Annotated in this window: 25 protein-coding genes; 23 read left to right on the plus strand and 2 right to left on the minus strand. The window is 31.1% G+C overall.

Annotation, left to right across the window (positions count from 1 at the left end; all coding sequences use genetic code 11):
* Positions 1 to 8 precede the first annotated feature (8 nt).
* The 19 genes from B8869_RS02605 to B8869_RS02695 all read left to right on the plus strand — a co-directional run bounded on the left by B8869_RS02605 (position 9) and on the right by B8869_RS02695 (position 13,115).
* Entirely contained in the window at positions 9 to 257 is a 249-nt protein-coding gene (locus B8869_RS02605) for an IreB family regulatory phosphoprotein (protein WP_084230186.1), read from the plus strand.
* Between the two features lie 97 nt (positions 258 to 354).
* A complete protein-coding gene (gene ruvX, locus B8869_RS02610) occupies positions 355 to 780 on the plus strand; it encodes a Holliday junction resolvase RuvX (protein WP_084230187.1) in 426 nt (141 codons plus the stop codon).
* Positions 773 to 1,018 carry a DUF1292 domain-containing protein gene (locus B8869_RS02615; protein ID WP_084230188.1) on the plus strand — a complete coding sequence of 82 codons (246 nt, stop codon included), beginning with the start codon at positions 773 to 775 and terminating at the stop codon, positions 1,016 to 1,018. Before ruvX ends, B8869_RS02615 begins: the two co-directional genes overlap by 8 nt.
* 8 nt (positions 1,019 to 1,026) lie before the next feature.
* The gene (locus B8869_RS02620) at positions 1,027 to 1,482 is read left to right on the plus strand and encodes a Fur family transcriptional regulator (RefSeq protein ID WP_084230189.1); all 456 of its coding nucleotides are present in this window, start codon (positions 1,027 to 1,029) and stop codon (positions 1,480 to 1,482) included.
* Positions 1,483 to 3,147, plus strand: coding sequence for a ribonuclease J (locus tag B8869_RS02625; RefSeq protein WP_084230190.1), 1,665 nt, complete (start codon positions 1,483 to 1,485; stop codon positions 3,145 to 3,147).
* A gap of 36 nt (positions 3,148 to 3,183) precedes the next feature.
* Positions 3,184 to 3,837, plus strand: a complete 654-nt coding sequence (locus B8869_RS02630; protein WP_084230191.1) for an O-methyltransferase — start codon at positions 3,184 to 3,186, stop codon at positions 3,835 to 3,837.
* A complete protein-coding gene (locus tag B8869_RS02635) occupies positions 3,834 to 5,054 on the plus strand; it encodes a peptidase U32 family protein (protein ID WP_084230192.1) in 1,221 nt (406 codons plus the stop codon). The genes B8869_RS02630 and B8869_RS02635 overlap by 4 nt, the downstream gene beginning before the upstream one ends.
* Positions 5,051 to 5,674, plus strand: a complete 624-nt coding sequence (gene udk, locus B8869_RS02640; RefSeq protein ID WP_084230193.1) for a uridine kinase — start codon at positions 5,051 to 5,053, stop codon at positions 5,672 to 5,674. Before B8869_RS02635 ends, udk begins: the two co-directional genes overlap by 4 nt.
* 156 nt (positions 5,675 to 5,830) lie before the next feature.
* The gene (gene infC, locus B8869_RS02645) at positions 5,831 to 6,364 is read left to right on the plus strand and encodes a translation initiation factor IF-3 (protein ID WP_144017927.1); all 534 of its coding nucleotides are present in this window, start codon (positions 5,831 to 5,833) and stop codon (positions 6,362 to 6,364) included.
* A gap of 10 nt (positions 6,365 to 6,374) precedes the next feature.
* Positions 6,375 to 6,566, plus strand: coding sequence for a 50S ribosomal protein L35 (rpmI, locus tag B8869_RS02650; RefSeq protein WP_084230194.1), 192 nt, complete (start codon positions 6,375 to 6,377; stop codon positions 6,564 to 6,566).
* A 13-nt stretch (positions 6,567 to 6,579) separates the two neighbouring features.
* Positions 6,580 to 6,930 carry a 50S ribosomal protein L20 gene (rplT, locus tag B8869_RS02655; RefSeq protein WP_004822765.1) on the plus strand — a complete coding sequence of 117 codons (351 nt, stop codon included), beginning with the start codon at positions 6,580 to 6,582 and terminating at the stop codon, positions 6,928 to 6,930.
* A 23-nt stretch (positions 6,931 to 6,953) separates the two neighbouring features.
* On the plus strand, positions 6,954 to 8,309 hold the full coding sequence (locus B8869_RS02660) for a TrkH family potassium uptake protein (RefSeq protein WP_234989727.1): 1,356 nt from the start codon (positions 6,954 to 6,956) through the stop codon (positions 8,307 to 8,309).
* Positions 8,310 to 8,317: 8 nt separating this feature from the next.
* Complete coding sequence (locus B8869_RS02665; protein ID WP_084230195.1) at positions 8,318 to 8,968, plus strand: potassium channel family protein; 651 nt, start codon at positions 8,318 to 8,320, stop codon at positions 8,966 to 8,968.
* Positions 8,969 to 9,021: 53 nt separating this feature from the next.
* The gene (locus B8869_RS02670) at positions 9,022 to 9,465 is read left to right on the plus strand and encodes a DUF4342 domain-containing protein (RefSeq protein ID WP_084230196.1); all 444 of its coding nucleotides are present in this window, start codon (positions 9,022 to 9,024) and stop codon (positions 9,463 to 9,465) included.
* Positions 9,466 to 9,476: 11 nt separating this feature from the next.
* Positions 9,477 to 9,674 (plus strand): 50S ribosomal protein L31, encoded by a 198-nt coding sequence (rpmE, locus tag B8869_RS02675; RefSeq protein ID WP_084230197.1) that lies wholly within the window; start codon positions 9,477 to 9,479, stop codon positions 9,672 to 9,674.
* Between the two features lie 51 nt (positions 9,675 to 9,725).
* Positions 9,726 to 10,619 (plus strand): DUF1385 domain-containing protein, encoded by an 894-nt coding sequence (locus B8869_RS02680; protein WP_084230198.1) that lies wholly within the window; start codon positions 9,726 to 9,728, stop codon positions 10,617 to 10,619.
* On the plus strand, positions 10,610 to 11,461 hold the full coding sequence (prmC, locus tag B8869_RS02685) for a peptide chain release factor N(5)-glutamine methyltransferase (protein ID WP_084230199.1): 852 nt from the start codon (positions 10,610 to 10,612) through the stop codon (positions 11,459 to 11,461). Before B8869_RS02680 ends, prmC begins: the two co-directional genes overlap by 10 nt.
* Positions 11,436 to 12,500 carry a peptide chain release factor 1 gene (gene prfA, locus B8869_RS02690; protein ID WP_084230200.1) on the plus strand — a complete coding sequence of 355 codons (1,065 nt, stop codon included), beginning with the start codon at positions 11,436 to 11,438 and terminating at the stop codon, positions 12,498 to 12,500. Before prmC ends, prfA begins: the two co-directional genes overlap by 26 nt.
* A 72-nt stretch (positions 12,501 to 12,572) precedes the next feature.
* Entirely contained in the window at positions 12,573 to 13,115 is a 543-nt protein-coding gene (locus B8869_RS02695) for a rubrerythrin family protein (protein WP_084230201.1), read from the plus strand.
* 315 nt (positions 13,116 to 13,430) lie between these two features.
* Here the strand turns inward: B8869_RS02695 and B8869_RS02700 are convergent, their stop codons facing one another.
* Positions 13,431 to 14,417 carry an IS30 family transposase gene (locus tag B8869_RS02700; protein ID WP_084229742.1) on the minus strand — a complete coding sequence of 329 codons (987 nt, stop codon included), beginning with the start codon at positions 14,415 to 14,417 and terminating at the stop codon, positions 13,431 to 13,433.
* A gap of 89 nt (positions 14,418 to 14,506) precedes the next feature.
* Here B8869_RS02700 and B8869_RS02705 point away from each other — a divergent pair, with 89 nt between their 5' ends.
* The gene (locus B8869_RS02705; RefSeq protein ID WP_200805940.1) at positions 14,507 to 14,767 is read left to right on the plus strand and encodes a YerC/YecD family TrpR-related protein; all 261 of its coding nucleotides are present in this window, start codon (positions 14,507 to 14,509) and stop codon (positions 14,765 to 14,767) included.
* A gap of 40 nt (positions 14,768 to 14,807) precedes the next feature.
* Here the strand turns inward: B8869_RS02705 and B8869_RS02710 are convergent, their stop codons facing one another.
* Positions 14,808 to 16,514 (minus strand): Rqc2 family fibronectin-binding protein, encoded by a 1,707-nt coding sequence (locus tag B8869_RS02710; RefSeq protein WP_084230203.1) that lies wholly within the window; start codon positions 16,512 to 16,514, stop codon positions 14,808 to 14,810.
* A 109-nt stretch (positions 16,515 to 16,623) separates the two neighbouring features.
* Between B8869_RS02710 and B8869_RS02715 the strand changes: the two genes are divergently transcribed.
* The 3 genes from B8869_RS02715 to B8869_RS02725 all read left to right on the plus strand — a co-directional run bounded on the left by B8869_RS02715 (position 16,624) and on the right by B8869_RS02725 (position 20,114).
* Positions 16,624 to 17,094, plus strand: coding sequence for a GNAT family N-acetyltransferase (locus B8869_RS02715; protein ID WP_159445228.1), 471 nt, complete (start codon positions 16,624 to 16,626; stop codon positions 17,092 to 17,094).
* Positions 17,095 to 17,484: 390 nt separating this feature from the next.
* Positions 17,485 to 18,717 carry an arginine deiminase gene (gene arcA, locus B8869_RS02720; RefSeq protein WP_084230204.1) on the plus strand — a complete coding sequence of 411 codons (1,233 nt, stop codon included), beginning with the start codon at positions 17,485 to 17,487 and terminating at the stop codon, positions 18,715 to 18,717.
* 32 nt (positions 18,718 to 18,749) lie between these two features.
* Entirely contained in the window at positions 18,750 to 20,114 is a 1,365-nt protein-coding gene (locus B8869_RS02725; RefSeq protein WP_234989728.1) for a YjiH family protein, read from the plus strand.
* Positions 20,115 to 20,142: the final 28 nt, after the last annotated feature.

Here is a 20,142-nt window from a genome sequence, read left to right on the forward strand (position 1 = left end):
GGAATATTATGAACGACAAAAATCAAACACAAATTTTTGAAAAACAAGCTTTAGAATCTGAGATATTTAAAAATATTTTAAAAACAGTTTATGCAGCTCTTGAAGAAAAAGGGTATAATCCAATAGATCAAATCATTGGATATATCTTATCAGGAGATCCGACATATATAACAAGTCATAATAATGCTAGATCTATTATTCAAGAAATTGAAAGAGATGAACTTTTAGGGGAATTACTTAGAGTTTATCTAAAATAATTAATTAGTAATAAGCTGTTAAATAAAATGAGATGGATATCCATCTCATTTACATATTGTAGTTTAATAGCCAATATGTACCTTTGAGGTTGTGGTTATGGAAAGAATACTTGGACTCGATGTTGGAGATAAGTGGATTGGGGTAGCTGTAAGTGATGATTTACTTATGATGGCTCAACCAGTATGTACTCTAGAGAGAGTTTCTAATAAAAAAACATATGAAGAAATTTACGAAATGATTTTAGAATATAAAGTGGACACAGTTGTAGTGGGATTGCCTAAGAACATGAACAATACAATAGGTCCACAAGCTGAAAAAGTAGTAAAATTTTCTGAAAAGCTAAAAAATAAATACAAAGTGGAAATTGTCTATATAGACGAGAGAATGACAACTCTTTCTGCTGAGCGAGTATTGATAGAAGGAAATGTTAGGCGTGAAAACAGAAAAAAATATGTGGATAAGATAGCAGCCACATATATTTTACAAACTCACCTTGATATTTTAAGGAGGAATAATGCATAGGCAACTTTTTATTGATGAGTATGACAATGTAGTTGCTTTTTTGATAAAAGCTGAGTTTAACATAGATGAAGAACGCTATGTTGCTATAGCTCCTGTTGATGATCCGGGTTCAAAAACTTATATATACAAGATAGAAGTTGACCCATATGGTAGTGAGAGTATTACTATGCCGGAACGCTCAGAATTATATGACGCCTTTAAGGCATACGAAAAAGTGAAAAATGATGCGCTTCAGTGAGGTGTTTAATGGATAATAGTGTTGAAAATGTAAAAGAGATTTTAAAACAATATGGACATAAATTTACTAGACAAAGAGTAGAAATCTATAAGGTGTTTACAGATAACGAGGGAGCTCATTTGTCAACAGAAGAAGTCTATAAAGAAGTTTCTGAAAGAAATAAAAATATTGGTATAGCAACTGTATATAGAACAATGCTTTTATTTGAAGAAGTTGGAATTTTAGATAAGATAAGTTTTGACGACGGTGTTACAAGATATGAATTAAAGCATGAGTCTGGGGAAGAACATAGACATCACCATTTAATTTGTGTAGATTGCGGAAAAGTAACAGAAGTAAAATTAGATTTATTGGATAATCTAGAAAAAGAAATAGAAGAAGAGGAAAATTTTAAAATAGTTGACCACAGCCTTAAATTCTATGGACATTGCAAAGACTGCTATCAAAAGTTAAAAGGAGAATAGATGAAAAATAATGGCAGAGTTAGGATAATTCCTCTGGGAGGAATGCTTGAAATCGGTAAAAATCTAACTCTAGTAGAGTATAAAGATGAAATATTAATAGTTGACTGTGGGATGACATTTCCAGGTCATGAACTACTGGGAATAGATGCCGTAATTCCTGATGTAACGTATTTAATAAAGAATAAAGACAGGATAAAAGCTATGATATTGACTCATGGTCATGAAGACCACATAGGAGCAATACCATACGTTTTAAGAAAGATAAAAATGCCTATATATGGTACAGCGTTGACAATAGGTTTACTTGAAAATAAATTAAAAGAACACAATATCGGAAAAGTAGATTTGCATGTTGTAAACGACGGGGATAATGTAAAGATAGGCAAGATGGAAGTGGAATGGATTCATGTAAATCATTCAATTCCTGGAGCTTGTTGTCTAGCTATAAAGACTCCTCTAGGATATGTATTCCATTCAGGAGACTTTAAAGTAGATTTCACTCCTATATCAGGTAAAATAATAGATTTAAACAGAATCGCTCAAATAGGAGATGCTGGAGTTTTAGCGATGATTACTGAGTCTACAAATATACTACGTGAAGGTTACACTATGAGTGAGAGTTCAGTAGGGGAAACTTTCAATAGAATATTTGCGAGCACTCCGGATGCTAGAATAATAATAGCTACATTTGCATCAAATGTTCACAGAGTACAACAGATTATAAATGCAGCTGAAAAATTTGGTAGAAAAGTTGTGCTTTCAGGTAGATCAATGCTTAATGTTACAGAGACTGCTATTAAGCTTGGATATATGAAAGTAAAAAAAGGCACTATTATAGATGTCAAAGAAATGGGCAAGTATAATGATAATGAGTTGGTATTGATAACAACAGGTTCTCAAGGAGAGCCGATGAGTGCCCTTACAAGAATTGCCTATAATGAACACAGAAAAATTCAACTTACTTCAAATGACGTTGTAATATTATCTGCGACTCCAATCCCTGGAAATGAGAAAGATGTTTCTAGTGTAATAAATAAGCTTTTAGAATCTGGAGCAAAAGTTATATATGAATCTCTTGGTGAAATACATGTTTCAGGACACGCTTGTGAAGAAGAGCATAAGTTATTACAATCTCTTGTAAAACCTAAGTATGTAATACCTAACCATGGAGAGTATAGACACTTACTAAGACATGCTGAAGTGGCAGAAAGCATGGGAGTTCCTAGAGAAAATATATATATTATGGAAAATGGTAATGTATTAGAAATCTCTGAAGATGGAGCTAAATTAGTTGCAGATGTACCATCAGGAGATATTTTGGTTGATGGACTTGGAATTGGCGATGTTGGAAATATTGTATTAAGAGATAGAAAACACTTAGCAGAAGATGGTTTAATCGTTGTGGTTGTTACAATTTCTAAGAAAGACGGAAAAGTTATTTCAGGACCTGACATTATATCTAGAGGATTTGTATATGTAAGAGAATCTGGAGATTTAATGGAAGATTCTAAAAATGTTGTTAAAGATACATTGCAACAGTTAGAAAATAAGAAGTTAGGAGATTGGGCATCAGTTAAAACATCAATAAGAGATGATTTAAAATCATTCTTATTTAGTCAAACTAAGCGTAATCCAATGATACTTCCAATAATTATGGAAATTTAAGGAAATCATAAGATTTCCTTTTTTTGTGAGGATTATATGGAAAACGAAGTTTATAGAGAAGTAGTTTATGATCATGTGATAGACTATATAAATTCATTTAGCAATCCGGAATATCTAAAAGATATGAGAGATTATGCTATAGAAAATCATGTTCCAATTGTGGAAAAAGAAACAGAGAGCTTTATAAAATTTTTGTTTAGCACAACAAAACCTAAAAAAGTTTTGGAACTTGGAACTGCAATAGGATACTCAGCTATATCTTTTACTACGGATTCAACTATTGAGTCTTATACAACAGTTGAGTTGCGAGAAGATTTTACAAATATTGCCAGAGATAATATCAAGAAATATGGTCTTGATAAAAAGATAGAAGTTTTAAATGGTGATGCCTATGAAGTAGTGCAAACACTTCAAGACCAGTATGATATAATATTTATTGATGCAGCTAAGGGCCAATATAAAAAATATTTTGACAAATGTGAGAAACTTTTAAAAGAAGAGGGAATAATCATTTGCGATAATATATTATTTAGAGGCATGGTAACTAAAAAAGAATTAGCTGTCAGAAGAAAGAGAACTATAATCAAGAGATTGAATGAGTTTATAAGTTATGTAAAAAAAGATGAAAGATTTGTATCAAGCATCCTCCCAATAGGAGATGGATTGTTATTAGTTAGGAGAAAAGTTTGAAAAAAATAGAATTACTTGCGCCAGCTGGAGATTTAAATAAACTATACACAGCAATTGACTACGGTGCAGATGCAGTTTATTTAGGTGGAGAGAGCTTTGGACTTAGAAAAGCTTCTAAAAATTTTACAATAGAAAACATTAAAAAAGGTGTAGAATATGCACACGCAAGAGGTAAAAAAGTCCATGTTACAATGAATATTATCCCGCATGAAGATGATATAGTAGGTGTTGAGGAGTACGCTAAACAACTAGAAGAAGCTGGAGTTGATGCTGTAATTGTTTCCGACCCGGGTATGTTTATGAGAATTAAAGAAGCTACTAACATAGACATTCATATTTCAACACAAGGTTCAGTTACAAATTCTTCAACAGTTAATTTTTGGTATAAGATGGGAGCAAAGAGAGTTGTTCTTGCGAGAGAATTATCTTTAGAAGAAATCAGAAAAATTGTATCTGAATCACAAAACAAAATAGAAATTGAAACTTTTGCACATGGAGCTATGTGTATGTCTTATTCTGGAAGATGTCTTTTGTCAAACTATATGACAGGAAGAGATGCAAACCAAGGCGATTGTTCGCAAGCTTGTAGGTATAAATACTATTTGGTGGAAGAAAAGAGACTAGGAGAGTATTTTCCAATTGAAGAGCATGAAGAAGGCTCATTCATTTTAAATTCAAAAGACCTTTCCATGATTGAACACATAGATGACCTGATAGAATCTGGAATAGCAAGTTTAAAAATCGAAGGAAGAGTTAAGAGTGAGTATTACTTAGCCACTGTAATTAGAAGTTATAGAATGGCAATAGATGCTTACTATGCAGATCCTGAAAATTATAAATTTGATAGCTCGCTTCTTGAGGAAATTAAAAAGGTTAGCCACAGAGATTTCACTACTGGATTCTTCTATGGAAAAGCAAATGAAGATTCACAAGTTTATACTGACAACTCTTATATAAGAGGATATGATTTTGTTGGGATAGTCTTAGAATATAACAAGGAAACAAAGCTTGCAAAGGTAGAACAAAGAAATAGAATCTTTAAAGGTGAATCTGTAGAGATATTTGGACCTTCTGTAAAGCATTTTTCTCAAAAGTTAGATTACATGACAGATGAAAAAGGTGTTGAGATAGAAGTTGCAAATAAAGCTAAACAAATTTTTTATGTGAAGTTAGACCAAGATGTAGAACCTGGTTACTTAATGAGGAAAGAAATATGAGAGATCCAATTATTATAGGAATAGCTGGAGGGTCAGGATCTGGAAAGAGCACTGTAACTAATGAATTAGTTTCTATGTTAGATACTGAAAGAGTAACAGTAATAGAAGAAGATAGTTACTATAAAGATCAATCTAATGTGGCTTTTGAACAAAGGGTTAAAACAAATTATGACCACCCTTTTGCCTTCGACCATGACCTTTTAATTGAACATTTAAAAAAATTAAAGAGCAAACAGAGCATAGAAAAGCCGATATATGATTATGAAGTTCACAATAGGAAAAAAATAACAGAAACTGTTGAATCAAGAGAAGTCATAATCTTAGAGGGCATATTGATATTAAGTGAAGAAGAAATAAGAGATTTACTTGATATTAAGGTTTTTGTTGATACAGATAGCGATGTTAGAATTATAAGAAGAATTCTAAGAGATATGAAAGAAAGAGGAAGAAGCTTAGATTCTGTCATCCTTCAATATATGTCAACTGTTCGTTCAGCTCATCTGCAATTTGTAGAACCATCTAAGAGATATGCAGATGTAATCATTCCTGAAGGTGGGTATAATAAAGTTGCAATTGACCTTATATATTCAAAAATCAAGAAATTTTTAGATGAAGAGTAAATAATTCATTGACAAAATTTATAAAAGTATGTATAATTAGTGTATTGTTTAAGTAGAAGTCCGTTCTCACCTTACGACAACAGAGTTTTAAGGTTATTTAAGAATTAATTTTGTATTCTTGCGGGTTTCTATGCCCGCTTTTTTTATTGTAAATTTTTGCATGGAGGTGCTAGTATTAAAGAACTTCAAATTAATGAAGAAATTAGAGACAAGGAAGTCAGATTAGTCGATGACGAAGGAAACCAAGTCGGAGTTGTAGCGAGAAGCAGAGCTTTAGAGATGGCCTTTGAAAAGAAACTTGACTTAGTAAATGTGGCTCCAAACTCTAAACCACCAGTGTGTCGTATCATGGATTATGGAAAATATAAATATGAAATGATAAAGAAAGAAAGAGATTCTAAGAAAAAACAACGTGTTATAAATATCAAGGAAGTTAGATTAACTCCAAATATTGAAAAACACGACTTAGAAACTAAAGTTAAACACGCTAAGAAATTTCTATCTAACGGAGATAGAGTAAAAGTTGCAGTTCGCTTCAGAGGAAGAGAAATGGGACATACTGAAATAGGTAAAGAAGTTTTAGAAAAATTTGTTGAAATGGTTTCTGATAGTGGAACTGTTGATAAAAAACCTAAGTTGGAAGGTAGAAACATGATTATGTTTTTGGCTCCAAGCAAAGAAGAAAACTAGGAGGAATATTATGGGAAAAATGAAAACTCATAGAGCATCAGCAAAGAGATTCAAAAGAACTGGCTCTGGAAAAATTAAGAGATATACAGCGTTTAAAGGACATTTAACTGGTAAAAAATCAGCTAAAAGAGTTAGAAGTCTTAGAAAATCACAAACAGTAAGCAAGGGTGATCAAAGAAGAATTGATCACATGATTCCATAGGAGGTAAATATAGATGGCTAGAATTAAGAGAGCAGTTAACGCTAAGAAAAAGCATAAAAAGATTTTAAAACAAGCTAAAGGATATTTTGGAGCAAAATCAAAGTTATTCAGACCTGCAAACCAAGCAGTTATGAAATCACTTAACTACGCATTTGCTGGTAGAAAACAAAGAAAAAGAGATTTCAGAAAACTTTGGATTGCAAGAATTAATGCTGCTGCAAGATTAAACGGAATGAGCTATTCTAAATTTATCTCAGGACTTAAGAATGCAAACATCGAAGTAAACAGAAAAATGCTATCAGAAATGGCAATTAACGATCCTAACGGATTTGCAGAACTTGTAAAAGTTGCAAAAGGTGAATAATTTAAAGAAAAGCGTGTCTTAAAGTGAATATTATAAATTCAAAGTTCCATTCTTTAATGTATAAGTTGTTTCACAATCCACCGATGATAATAGGACTGAGCTTTTTGTTCGTAATACTATTTGGAGCTGTACTTTTAAATACTCCTGAAGCAAGTGTTTCTGGAGAGAGAATTGGTTTTGTGAATGCACTTTTTACAGCCAGTTCAGCAACTTGTGTAACTGGTTTGATAGTTGTAAATACAGCGTCATATTTTTCAGTTATGGGCAAGGTTGTAATATTAGCTCTTATACAAATTGGTGGAATGGGTACAATGGTGCTATTTTCATTAATAGCAATGCTGTTTAATTTCAAAATTGGACTAAGAGAGAGAATTTTAATTAAAGAGCAATTAAATCAAGATACATTGTCTGGATTGGTTAAACTTACTAAATCTGTAATAAAGATCAGTTTGTTTATAGAATTAGTAGGTGCACTTATTTTATCTATAAGATTCATTCCTATATATGGACTTGAAAAGGGTATAGCTTTTTCGATATTCCATTCAATTTCAGCTTTTTGTAATGCTGGATTTGATATAATAGGTGATTCTTTAATGAGTTATCCAACGGATTTAATTTTAAATCTGACTATAGCTGTACTAATTATATTAGGAGGGTTAGGGTTTACCGTATTTATAGATATAATGAGAAAGAGAAGTATCAAACGTACTAGCCTTCACACTAAAATGGTTTTAATAGTCACTTCAATTTTATTAGTTTTAGGTACTGTATTTTTTTATCTAATAGAAAGAGAAGGTACATTGATCAACTATGCTGAAGCGGATAAGTGGCTTATATCATTTTTTCAATCTACTATATCTAGAACAGCTGGATTCAACTCAGTAGATATGGGAGTTGTGCATTATTCAACTGCAGTTATATTGATGATTTTGATGTTTATAGGAGGTTCTCCTGCTTCTACTGCTGGAGGATTGAAGACAACAACTTTTGGTGTGATCTTATTTACTACAATATCAGTGTTTAAAGGAGAGAGGGATGTAGTCTTCTTGAAGAGGACTATACCTAGAGATACAGTTTCAAAGGCAATAGCTATAACTGTAATTTACTTAGGAGCGGTCATAATAACCACTTTATTAATAACTATAGTAGAAGTAGATAAGTTTAATCTTTTAGATGTGTTGTTTGAAACAATCTCTGCATTTGCAACAGTTGGTATATCTAGAGGGATAACTTCTGAATTATCTGCAGCATCTAAGATTATTATTACAGTGTCTATGTATCTTGGAAGAGTAGGTCCTGCAACATTAGCCGTTGCACTTATGAAGCGTAGAAAGACTGTACTTTATAAGTATGCAGAAGGAGATATAGTTGTTGGATAGGAGGATTTATGAAATCATATGTAGTTTTTGGATTAGGTAGATTTGGTTCTACTGTTGCAATCACACTTTCCGAACTTGGATATGATGTATTAGCTGTAGATTCAAATTTTGATAGAGTGCAATCTGTTGCAGATAAAGTTACTACAGCTATACAAGTGGATATGATGGATGAAAATGCGACTGAAAATTTGGGATTAAAGAATTTTGATGGAGCTGTTGTTGCTATAGGTGAGAATTTTGAAGCGGCAATAATGTCATCGATTGTAGCTCAAGAAGCAGGCATACCTTTGATAATAGCTAAAGCTAATACTGTAAGGCAAGGCAAAATTTTACAAAAAATTGGAGTAAATGAAGTTGTTTATCCTGAAAAGGATATGGGTTCAAGGGTGGCATACAATTTGACATCTAAGAATTTACTTGATTATATACAAATTTCACAAGAGTTATCGATAGCTGAAATAAGAACTTTACCTTCATGGTGGGATAAAACTATTGAGAACTTGGAAATTAGAAATAAGTTCAACATTACAATACTTGGTATCGAAAGAAACGGCAAAGTGGAGGTTAACCCTGCACCGGATACTGTTTTGAGAGATGATGATATTCTTATTATTGTGGGTAAAGATGAACATATAAAGATGGTTGAGAAAAAGTCTTAACTTGACACTTGGTGTATAATTAAAGTAGTTTCCTAAATAAGGAGGGCAATCTCATGATAACAATAGAAAAAGTAGATTATGTAATGAACGTCACTGGAGCTGATTATAAAGTAGTTAAAAATGCTTTACTCGATGCTAATGGAGATGTTGAGAAAGCAGTTGAAATTATAAGAGCTTCTGTAAATCATTATGAAAACGAAGAAAAAGAAAAAAATGATTTCTTTAAGTTTGAAGATATTAGATTTGAAGATATTAAAACAGCTATAAAAGATATTTGGAATACTACAAATGCAACAAAAATTTTAGTTGAAAAAGATGGCGAAACAGTAATTAATATTTCTCTTACTGCAGCATCACTAGGTGCTATCTTGGCTCCTATTGCTACATTTATAGGAATGGGATCAGGTCTTATCGCTGATTATGATTTCAAAATTGTTACAGCTGATAAAGAAGAGATTAATATTAAAGAATATATATTAAATATGAAAAATAAGTAAGGAGAAGTAAAATGCAAAAAGACATTCAACCAGAATACAAAGAAGTAACAGTTACTTGTGCTTGTGGTAACACATTTAAAACAGGTTCTGTTAAAGAAGATTTAAAAGTTGAAATTTGTTCTGCATGTCACCCATTCTACACAGGAAAACAAAAAACTGCTGAACACGGTGGACGTATAGAAAAATTCAACAGAAAATATCAAAGATAAATGTAAAATGGTTAGCAAGGAGCTAGCCATTTTTTATAATAGGAGAGAAAGATGGAGAAAAAGGCATTTAAAACTACTATAGGTGGACAAGCTCTTATAGAAGGTGTAATGATGAGAGGGCCTTCTAAAATAGCAGTAGCAGTTAGAAAACCTACAGGGGATATAGAACTTAAAGTTGAGAAGGCTAAAGATCTTTCTGAAAAATATAAAGTATTAAAATTGCCTATTTTTAGAGGTGCATATAAACTTATTGACGCAATGATTGTTGGAGTAAATGCATTGATGTTTTCAGCTTCATTTTGGGATGAAGAAGAAAAAACGGACAGTAATTTTGAGGTATTCACAACTGTTGCGATATCAATGCTATTGGCTATTGGGATATTTATGGTAATTCCATCTATGGTGGCTGGACTATTAAAAGATGTTTTAAATTCATCTATTGCTTTAAATTTATTTGAAGGAGTTCTAAGGCTGATTATATTTTTTATATATCTGCACTATATCTCAAAATTAGAGGATATAAAAAGGGTTTTTGAATACCATGGAAGTGAGCATAAATCTATACATTGCTATGAAGCAGGAGAAGAGCTTACTGTTGAAAATGTTAAAAAATATCCAATAGAACATCCAAGATGTGGAACAAGCTTTTTATTTATGGTCATGATTATAAGTATAGTAGTCCTATCTTTTTTTGGATGGCCTAACCCAATAGTTAGAGTATTAACTCGTATTGTGGCAATGCCTATAATTGCCGGAATAGCTTATGAAGTGAACAGATATGTGGGTAAGAGTGATTCTGGAATATGCAGAGTTATAAGGATACCTGGGCTAAAAATACAAAAATATGCTACTGTTAGAGAGCCATCAGATGATATGATAGAAGTTGCAATAGCAAGTTTAGAAGCTGTACTTCCAACAGATGGGGAAAGTGACTTATGGAAATAAAGAGAGCTTTTGAATTAGGAAGAGAATACTATAAAGAGTCTGAATATGCAGATGTAAATAGAGAAATGAAGATGATTCTTTCTGGAATATTAGACATTGAAGAGTCTTATTTGATTATTCACAACGATTTTGATATCAGCATAGATGATGAAAAAAAGTTTTTTGAAATTTTAGAGAGAAGAAAAAATGGTGAACCACTACAGTATATTTTAGGGCATCAGTTTTTCTATAAATATGATTTTATAGTGGATGAGCATGTTTTAATTCCAAGATATGATACTGAAATCAGCGTTGAGGCACTCTTAAAAGTAGCTAAAGCTGGAGATGAGGTATTAGAACTAGGATGTGGAACAGGCTGCGTTTCTATAAGTTTAGCTTTAGAATGTCCAAACTTGAATATAGATTGTGTTGATATTTCAGAATATGCACTTCAAAATACATTAAAGAATGTAGAAAAATATAATTGTAAAAATATAAATGTTATTAAAAGTGATTTATATCAAAATATAGACAAAAAATATGATATTATTTATTCAAATCCACCTTATATACCAACAGAAGATATAAAAGATTTACAAAAAGAGGTTCAACATGAGCCAATGTTGGCTTTAGATGGTGGAGCTGATGGTTTAGATATTTATAAAAGAATTGTAAAAGATTTAGATAAGTATCTGAAAGATAAAGGATTTTTAATTTTAGAAATTGGTTATGATCAAGCGAATGATTTGGTAAATTTATTAAAAGATTATAACACTTGTGTTTTAAAAGATTTATCAGGCCATGACAGAGTTGTCATAGCTACAAAGGGAGATATGGATGTACGAAAATTTAGAAGCTTTTGAGGAAAAATTTAAAAGTTTAGAGCAGGATTTGATGGATGTTAACATTATAAGTGATTCCAAAAAATATCAAAAGACTGCCATTGAACATGCTGAAATTGAGCCTATAGTACTTAAATATAGAGAATATAAAACTCTTGTAAATACTATAAAAGACAATAAAGATATGTTACGTGATAATATAGAAGACGATCTTAAAGATTTAGTAAAAGAAGAACTAAAAGAAGCAGAAGATAGATTGGAAGTAGTAGAAGAAGAACTTAGAATATTACTTATACCAAAAGATCCTAATGACAATAAGAATGTAATCATGGAAATAAGAGCAGGAGCTGGTGGAGACGAAGCAGCTCTATTTGCTGGAGTTCTATATAGACAATATGTCAGATATGCAGAAAGACAAGGTTGGAAAACTGATATCATGAACACTAATGAAATAGGCATTGGTGGATACAAAGAAGTTGTATTTATGATAATTGGTAAAGGGGCTTATTCTAGATTGAAATATGAATCTGGAGTGCATAGAGTTCAAAGAGTTCCTGAAACAGAATCATCAGGCAGAATTCATACTTCTACTGCTACAGTGGCAGTGCTTCCGGAAGTTGAGGATGTTGAAGTTGAAATAGATCCAACTGAAATTAAATTTGATGTATTCAGAGCATCAGGTAATGGAGGCCAATGTGTAAACACAACTGACTCCGCAGTTAGACTTACTCATATTCCAACTGGTTTAGTAATAAGTTGTCAAGATGAAAAGAGTCAATTGAAGAATAAAGAAAAAGCTTTAAAGGTTCTTAAGACTAAGCTATATGATTTGAAGATGAGAGAGCAACAAGGTGAGCTATCTGATCAAAGAAGTGCTCAAATTGGTACTGGAGATAGATCTGAAAGAATTAGAACTTATAATTATCCACAAGGAAGAGTTACAGACCATAGAATTTCATTAACTCTTCATAAGATCGACCAAATAGTTGATGGAGATATAGATGAGATAATAGATGCACTTACTAGTGCAGATCAAGCTGCTAATATAAATAAAGCTTAGTATTGAATAAAATTTGGATAGTCCCTATAATAGTATTGTATGAATGAACAACTGTAATTAGGGGGTAATATTATGAATCACATGACAAGTGACAATCTAAGATCAGCTTTCGGAGGAGAAAGCCAAGCTCATATGAGATACAGAATATGGGGTAACTTAGCTAAAAAAGAAGGATTTGAAAACATCGCTAGACTTTTCGAAGCAACTTCTGATGCTGAACAAGTTCACGCAACACTACATTTCAATGCATTAAAAGATGTAGCAGGAGATTTTCCTGTAACTTCTATGGCAGGATTTGGTATTGGCACATTAAAAGAAAATCTTGAAGGCGCTAAAGGTGGAGAAGTTTTTGAATATACTCAAATGTATCCAGCTTATATAGCTGTAGCTGAAATGCAAGGTGAAAAAGAAGCTGTTAGAGCAATGAGATTTGCAATAGAAGCTGAAAAAGTACATGCTGAAAGATATCAAGCAGCTATTGATGCAGTTGAAGCAGGAAAAGATCTTGAAGCAGATAAAATTTTACTTTGCCCAGTTTGTGGATATATTGGCTTTGAAGAAATAGAAAAATGTCCAATCTGTGGAGCTAAAGGTTCTGTATTTGTAGCATACTAATTATAAAACTAAGGGTTTGAGTGTAGGTTAAACTACACTCTTTTTTCTGCAAAAATTAGTTAAACACAAGCTGATAATTTTATATAAAAATTTCTATAAGTTTTATATAAAAACTTCTATAAGGTATAGGTTTATATTGGTAGAATTTATCTTGACTTTAGTATGTGAAATTGTTACTATAATACCGAAAGAAAAATTGAGAAGCGAAAGGCTTAGGAGGTCACATATGTATAATTCAAAGATCAAAAGTGAGCAAACTGATGGTTTATTTGAGGCAATTTTAACTTTGACGAATTGTCAAATCAAATGCAACACCTATGGTAAGAGACCAAAAAGTTCTTCTTTAGGTGTTTTATATTTTATACATTTTCTAGGTCTATTATTCATTAAACTTAAGTTATAATTTAATTCATCAATATTCACTTCTGATAAATCCATACCCTTAGGATAAAACTCCCTCAAAAGTCCGTTACTATTTTCATTTGTACCTTTTTGCCATGCACAATAGGGATCACAAAAATAAGTTTTGCATCCTAATTCTTTTTCTATTTTCTCAAATTCTGAAAATTCTTTACCTCTATCAAAGGTTATTGTTTTTACTAATTCTTTTGGATAATCTTTTAATGCATTTATTATTGCTGGTGTTACGCTTTCCGACTTTCTATTTTCAACTAGGATTGCTATATAATATCTAGATTTTCTTTCTGCTAAAGTTACGAAACAACATCTACTTTTCCTTTTATGATCTAATCTGCCTGATTCCACTGTATCTGCTTCCCAGTGGCCTAATTCTTGCCTTCTGTATATCTCTTTAGGTCTTTTCTTAATTGTTCTACCTTTATCATTGAATTTTCCTCTTTTTTCTGCTGGCCTTTTAAATTTAGCTTTTCTTCTCAAATTTTTCATACTAGTTTTTGGCAGCTTTTTGGCGTGTATCATTCTATATATCGTTGATGTAGATGGTAATTCATGAATCTCATTTGTGTTTCTATTTGATATTTGTTCAGGGGACCAATGTTCGTTAATCTTTACAGTTAAATAATCAATAACATCTTTAGAAAATTTACTTTTTCTATGGCAGTCTTTTCTTCTATCAATATATTTATCATTTGCCTTTATCGGAAAGTACTTAGTGTAACTTCCCCTACTAACTTTTATCTTAGATGAATTTCTTTTAATTTCTCTAGATATTGTACTAGGTGACCTTTTAAGTGCTTGTGCAATTTTCCTTATACTCATTCCTAAATTTAAAAATTGGTAAATACAAGATCTTTCTTCTATGGTAAGATGGTTATAGCTCATAGTTAATCACTCCTTTTAATATGTTTTGTTTGGTCACTTACATATTAACACAGCTGATTAGCTATGAGTTTATTTATGTTGCACTTGTTATGATAAATTATCCTTTGGAAACACCTGAAGAATGCTATAGATTTTTTGAGGACATTTGTACTGTCAAAGAAGTTCAAGCAATAGCACAAAGACTCCAAGTAGTAAAACTATTGATAAAAAATAAAACTTACCATGAAATAGAATCTGAAACAGGAGCAAGTACTGCAACAATTTCTAGAATTAATAGAAGTTTAAATTATGGTTCTGACGGTTATAAAGTTGTTCTTGAAAAATTAAATTTTTTAGATAAAGAAGAATAATGATCTAATAAAAAAAGAACCCTTCAGACGAGGGGTTCTTTTAGTTTGTCTTTACAATTATGGTTTTAAAATTTGTATAAGTCACAAGACCGGGTATTTTAGCCGGATGTCTTTTAACGTATTTTTTCAACGTATAATCGACCGGTATATTATTGGATGAACTCAAAGAAGAATTGGTAGCAGCTAAAGTAGCAGCTTCAAGGATTGCTTCATCACTAAATTCATCTCCATTATTTTTTAAGATAACGTGTGATCCAGGGGCATTTTGAACATGAAACCATAAATCATTTTGAGCAGCAAATTTTAAAGTTAGATATTCATTTTGTTTATTATTTTTACCGCAGTAAATCATGTCTCCATTTTCAGTAGTTATTTGACTAATTTTTAATTTTTCTTTTTTATTTTTAATGGTACTTTTTTTCAGATAATGCATCTCATATAGTTCTTCTTTTATTTCGTCAATGTCGTTAGAAGATTCGCTAAGTTCTAAGCTAAACAAAACAGAGTTTAGATATTCAATTGAGGATTTTGTTTTTTCAATTTCATCTTTCAATTTTAAATTTGCATTTTTTAATTTTGCGAATTTTTTATAATATTTATTTGCATTAGCTTGAGGAGATAATTTATTATCCAATGAAATGGTGATAGGTTTCATTTCGTCATAGAAGTTTTCAAGTTCTATAGAGCTTATACCAGATTCTATTCTATAGAGGTTAGATGATATTAAATCGGCATATATTTTATATTTATCTCTGCCCTCTGATTGTTCAAATTCTTTTAATTGTTTTTGTAATTTGTTTTGTTCTCTTTCAATTAAATTTTTAATTTTTTTCTTGAGTTCACTAGATTTATCAGACACAATTTGATTTCTAAGTTTCATTGAATAGAAGTCGTTTATAAGCTTAGAAATGCCCTCAAATTTGATTTTTTTATCTTTTGAATACAATTCTAAGTCTACAACAGAAAAATCAATTAGCTTATCTAAATCTTTGATTAAAACAGGATTAAATTCATTTGCTTTAACTATGTTGATAACTTCGTAAAATTTAGAACTTAGATTTTTAATTTCTTCATTTGAGAGACTATTTAAAGGTCTATCTTCATCTAGGTTAGCTCTGTAGCATATCTCTCTGATTATTAACGGACTAAGACCCATAAATGTTTGTACAAAACCTTTTTTGATGCTTAAGTTATTTATTTCAACTTTATTAAAAGAATTTTCATCTAATGGGTTGTACCTATTTGAAATTGAGTCAACACTATAAGTTAGACCTGGTAATATTTCTCTAACAGACGACATATTTCGATTTACTCTTCTTATAGAGTCTATAATTCTATTTGTTTCCGTTTCTATAAGTATAATGTTTGAGTACTTGCCCATAATCTCAATTATTAAACTCTTTTTAATTTCAAATGCTAAGTCATCTCTACTTAACACATCTATTTTTAAAATTCTATCCATCTCATATTGTTTGAAGTCTAAAATTTTAAAGCCTTCAAGATGCTTTCTTAAGAGCATACAAAAGTTAGGCGGAGTTTTAGGATTTTCAAACTCCTCATCGGTAAAATGAATTCTAGGAGCTTGACTAGATACATCTAAAAGTAATTTCTTTTTTTCGCCATTAACTTTCATTTGAAAAATTATTGAGTATTTTGTTGGTTGATATATTTTTTCTATTTTTGTATTTAAACAGTTGTCTTTTAATTCTTTAGTGATTGCTTTTAAAACAATTCCATCGTAAGCCATATTTCACCTCGAAGTAAATTATACCATATATATAACTATGTAATTTGTTATAATAAAATTATAAAATAATCATTTTAACAAAACTATTTATGAGTTGATGGAGGATATTATGATTAGAAGATTTAAAGTTGAAGATGCTAAAGAAGGCTCAGCGCTGATAAAAAGAACTTTATATGAAGTCAATTCTAAGGATTATGAAGATAGATTTTTAGAAGATAGTTCTATACAACTTTCAGAAAATGATTTGATAGAAAGAGCTAAAAAAAATAATTATTACGTATGTGAAGAAAATGAAAAGATAGTTGGGATAGGTGGCATAGGTTCATATTGCGGTAAAGAAGATGAGAGCTACATAATGAGTGTTTTTGTTTTACCTGAATATATTGGAAAGGGTATTGGTAGAAACATAGTTGAGACTTTAGAAAAAGATGAATACGCATTAAGGTCCAATAGAATAGAAGTGGCATCATCAATTACAGCCGTTGGATTTTATAAAGAGATGGGATATCGATTTAAAAACAATGATAGTAGACTTAATGAAGTGGAACAAAACTACAGAATGGAAAAATTTTTAAAATAGTATATTTTTGATTTAAATTTGTTAAATTAATTTAAAAAATTAATTATAAAATTTTCAAGTATAGTAAAATCCTTATATAAGGGGAGAAAAATAGATAAAATTAATAAAATAAAATAATTATTATATACTATTTATAATGGTACTATGATAAAATAATGTTAAAGGAATTCAAAAGCATAGCTGAATAGAGATATAATATACATCTTGAAAAGGTTTGCTTCTTTAATTACATAACACATAAAAATTATGGTAAAATAATGTTAATATCAAATGGAATAAAATTCATATTTTGAAATTATTTATCCAAGACAAGTTAAATAGCTTGTTAAAAATTAGTAGTTTATAGATTTACTTTAAATCTAAATATATATTTTTAAGGAGACTTAGAAGGTGAGTAGAGAGAAAGCGATACACGTTTACAGTGAAATTGGAAAATTAAAAACTGTACTGCTACATAGACCTGGAAAAGAAATCGAAAATTTAACTCCAGATTTATTAGACAGACTTTTATTTGATGATATTCCATTTTTAGAAATCGCAGTTCAAGAACATGATGCTTTTGCAAACATTTTAAGAGAGAATGGAGTAGAAGTTCTTTATTTGGAAGAATTAGCAGCGGAAGCTATTACTTCAGAAGAAATTAAGAATGAATTTGTGGATGAATTTATTTCTGAAGCTAACATTGAAGGCAAGACTAAGAAGAAGCTTGTAAAAGAATTGTTGATGAGTTATGAAAGTAACTTTGAAATGGTTCTTAAGATGATGGAAGGTATAAAGAAGGACGAACTACCTGATTTTAAGAAAGTGAGCTTAACTGATATGGTTGATTCTGAATATCCATTTATAGTTGACTCAATGCCTAACTTATATTTCACAAGGGACCCAGCGGCAAACATAGGTTATGGAGTTTCTTTAAATAAGATGAGAAACTTAACTAGACAACGGGAAACGATATTTGCAAAATATATTTTAAAATATCACCCAAGATTTAAAGATGCTGATTTGGAATTGTGGTATGATAGAACTGATTCAACTGCTATTGAAGGCGGAGATGAATTAGTTTTATCAAAAGAAGTTTTGGCAGTGGGTATTTCTGAAAGAACAGATGCAGCTTCTATAGAAAAATTAGCTGAAAGAATTTTTGAAAAGAATGAATCTTTCAAAAAGATTTTAGCTCTTCACATTCCAAACAAGAGAGCTTTTATGCATCTTGATACTGTATTTACAATGGTAGACTACGATAAGTTTACTATACATCCTGAAATTGAAGGACCGCTATCTGTTTATTCTCTAACTAAAGGAGAAGATGGCAGAATCAATATAGAAAAAGAAAATAAAGAGCTTGATAAAGTCTTGGCAGAAGCTTTAGGTCTTGAAAGTGTAACTTTAATTCGTTGTGGTGGAGATGATCCAATAGCAGGAGCTAGAGAACAATGGAATGATGGAGCTAATACTTTGGCAATTGCTCCAGGAGAAGTTGTAGTATATTCAAGAAATAAGGTTACTAATAAGCTTTTAGAAGAATACGGAATAAAACTTCATATTATGCCTTCAAGTGAACTTTCAAGAGGTAGAGGGGGCCCAAGATGTATGTCAATGCCTCTATGGAGAGAAGACATTTAAATATAAGTTACTAAAAAAAGGAGGGTATTTATATGGAAAATGTTAAAAAAGAAAAAATGACCACTGGAAGGATTATGAAATTCTTAATTCCTTCAATCATAGGTGTTCTACTTTTGATGGTGCCGTTTAAAAAAGATGGTGCTTCAACAATAATGGTATCTGTAATATCTAAGGGTATCAACAAGGGAATAGATTCAGTAGTTCCTATTTATGTATTAGTTTTAATATGTATCGTTATATCATGTGCTTTAGCAATTATTTACAAATTAGCCAAACCGGCTTGGATTGAAAATAATGAATTATTAAAAGAAATATCTGACATTTCAAACTTCTGGCTTTTTGCTAGATTAGTGGGACTTTGCATTGGATTTATGACAGCTTTTGAAGTTGGTCCTGAAATAATTTATAGCGGAGATACAGGTGGGCTTATATTATATGACCTTATATGTGGCCTATTTACTATTTTCTTAGTAGCTGGATTTATATTACCGTTCTTAACAGAATTTGGTTTGTTAGAATTTTTAGGAGTATTCCTAACAACATTTATGAGACCAGTGTTCAACTTACCGGGTCGTTCAGCAATAGACTGCGTTGCTTCTTGGATAGGAGACGGAACAATAGGGGTTGCTCTAACTAACAAACAATATGAAGATGGTTATTATACTGCAAGAGAAGCGGCTGTTATCGCAACTACTTTCTCAGCTGTATCTATAACATTCTGTTTAGTAGTTCTTGAAAATGTATCTATGACAGATTACTTTGGAAAATTTTACTTTATAGTTGCACTTTCTGGTATAATAGCAACTTTGATTTTACCAAGAATTTATCCTCTATCATCTAAGAAAGATGAATATAACAATGGAGTTAGAAAAGCTATACCGGAAGCAATACCTGCAGGATTTACAAAATCAGAATGGGGACTTCAACTTGCAGTTAAAAAAGCTGAAGAAAATGTTGGAGTTGTACAATACTTAAAGAGCGGAGCTAGAACAGTTTTAGGATTATGGTTAGGTGTTATACCAATCATTATGGCAGCAGGTACTTTAGCATTAGTAGTATCAGTAGCAACACCATTCTTCGATATAATGGGTAAACCATTCTTACCAATACTTAAATTACTTCAAGTTCCTGAAGCTGAAGCGGCAAGTGGAACTATGGTAGTTGGATTTGCTGACATGGTTGTTCCATCTATATTGGCAGCTGAAATAGCTAACCCAATGACAAAATTTATAGTTGCAGCAGTTTCTGTAACTCAACTTATATATATGTCTGAAACAGGTGCAGTTATCCTTGGAACTAATTTGCCAGTAACTTTACTTGATTTATTCATACTATTCCTTGAAAGAACATTAATAACACTTCCGATAATTGTGTTATTCGCACACATGATATTTTAGATTAAGAACTATAGAAAATAGCTTGAGA

It is taken from the genome of Peptoniphilus asaccharolyticus DSM 20463, assembly GCF_900176115.1.
GTDB classification, from domain to species: Bacteria; Bacillota; Clostridia; order Tissierellales; family Peptoniphilaceae; genus Peptoniphilus; species Peptoniphilus asaccharolyticus.

Excerpts from the sequence above, each read along its gene's own strand:
- prfA (WP_084230200.1), top strand. The coding sequence starts at position 11,436 with ATGTACGAAAATTTAGAAGCTTTTGAGGAAAAATTTAAAAGTTTAGAG.
- B8869_RS02605 (WP_084230186.1), top strand. The coding sequence starts at position 9 with ATGAACGACAAAAATCAAACACAAATTTTTGAAAAACAAGCTTTAGAA.
- udk (WP_084230193.1), top strand. The coding sequence starts at position 5,051 with ATGAGAGATCCAATTATTATAGGAATAGCTGGAGGGTCAGGATCTGGA.
- B8869_RS02620 (WP_084230189.1), top strand. The coding sequence starts at position 1,027 with ATGGATAATAGTGTTGAAAATGTAAAAGAGATTTTAAAACAATATGGA.
- B8869_RS02725 (WP_234989728.1), top strand. The coding sequence starts at position 18,750 with ATGGAAAATGTTAAAAAAGAAAAAATGACCACTGGAAGGATTATGAAA.
- B8869_RS02705 (WP_200805940.1), top strand. The coding sequence starts at position 14,507 with ATGATAAATTATCCTTTGGAAACACCTGAAGAATGCTATAGATTTTTT.
- B8869_RS02715 (WP_159445228.1), top strand. The coding sequence starts at position 16,624 with ATGATTAGAAGATTTAAAGTTGAAGATGCTAAAGAAGGCTCAGCGCTG.
- prmC (WP_084230199.1), top strand. The coding sequence starts at position 10,610 with ATGGAAATAAAGAGAGCTTTTGAATTAGGAAGAGAATACTATAAAGAG.
- B8869_RS02615 (WP_084230188.1), top strand. The coding sequence starts at position 773 with ATGCATAGGCAACTTTTTATTGATGAGTATGACAATGTAGTTGCTTTT.
- B8869_RS02680 (WP_084230198.1), top strand. The coding sequence starts at position 9,726 with ATGGAGAAAAAGGCATTTAAAACTACTATAGGTGGACAAGCTCTTATA.
- B8869_RS02670 (WP_084230196.1), top strand. The coding sequence starts at position 9,022 with ATGATAACAATAGAAAAAGTAGATTATGTAATGAACGTCACTGGAGCT.
- ruvX (WP_084230187.1), top strand. The coding sequence starts at position 355 with ATGGAAAGAATACTTGGACTCGATGTTGGAGATAAGTGGATTGGGGTA.
- rplT (WP_004822765.1), top strand. The coding sequence starts at position 6,580 with ATGGCTAGAATTAAGAGAGCAGTTAACGCTAAGAAAAAGCATAAAAAG.
- B8869_RS02710 (WP_084230203.1), bottom strand. The coding sequence starts at position 16,514 with ATGGCTTACGATGGAATTGTTTTAAAAGCAATCACTAAAGAATTAAAA.
- B8869_RS02630 (WP_084230191.1), top strand. The coding sequence starts at position 3,184 with ATGGAAAACGAAGTTTATAGAGAAGTAGTTTATGATCATGTGATAGAC.
- B8869_RS02700 (WP_084229742.1), bottom strand. The coding sequence starts at position 14,417 with ATGAGCTATAACCATCTTACCATAGAAGAAAGATCTTGTATTTACCAA.
- B8869_RS02665 (WP_084230195.1), top strand. The coding sequence starts at position 8,318 with ATGAAATCATATGTAGTTTTTGGATTAGGTAGATTTGGTTCTACTGTT.
- rpmI (WP_084230194.1), top strand. The coding sequence starts at position 6,375 with ATGGGAAAAATGAAAACTCATAGAGCATCAGCAAAGAGATTCAAAAGA.
- rpmE (WP_084230197.1), top strand. The coding sequence starts at position 9,477 with ATGCAAAAAGACATTCAACCAGAATACAAAGAAGTAACAGTTACTTGT.
- B8869_RS02695 (WP_084230201.1), top strand. The coding sequence starts at position 12,573 with ATGAATCACATGACAAGTGACAATCTAAGATCAGCTTTCGGAGGAGAA.
- B8869_RS02625 (WP_084230190.1), top strand. The coding sequence starts at position 1,483 with ATGAAAAATAATGGCAGAGTTAGGATAATTCCTCTGGGAGGAATGCTT.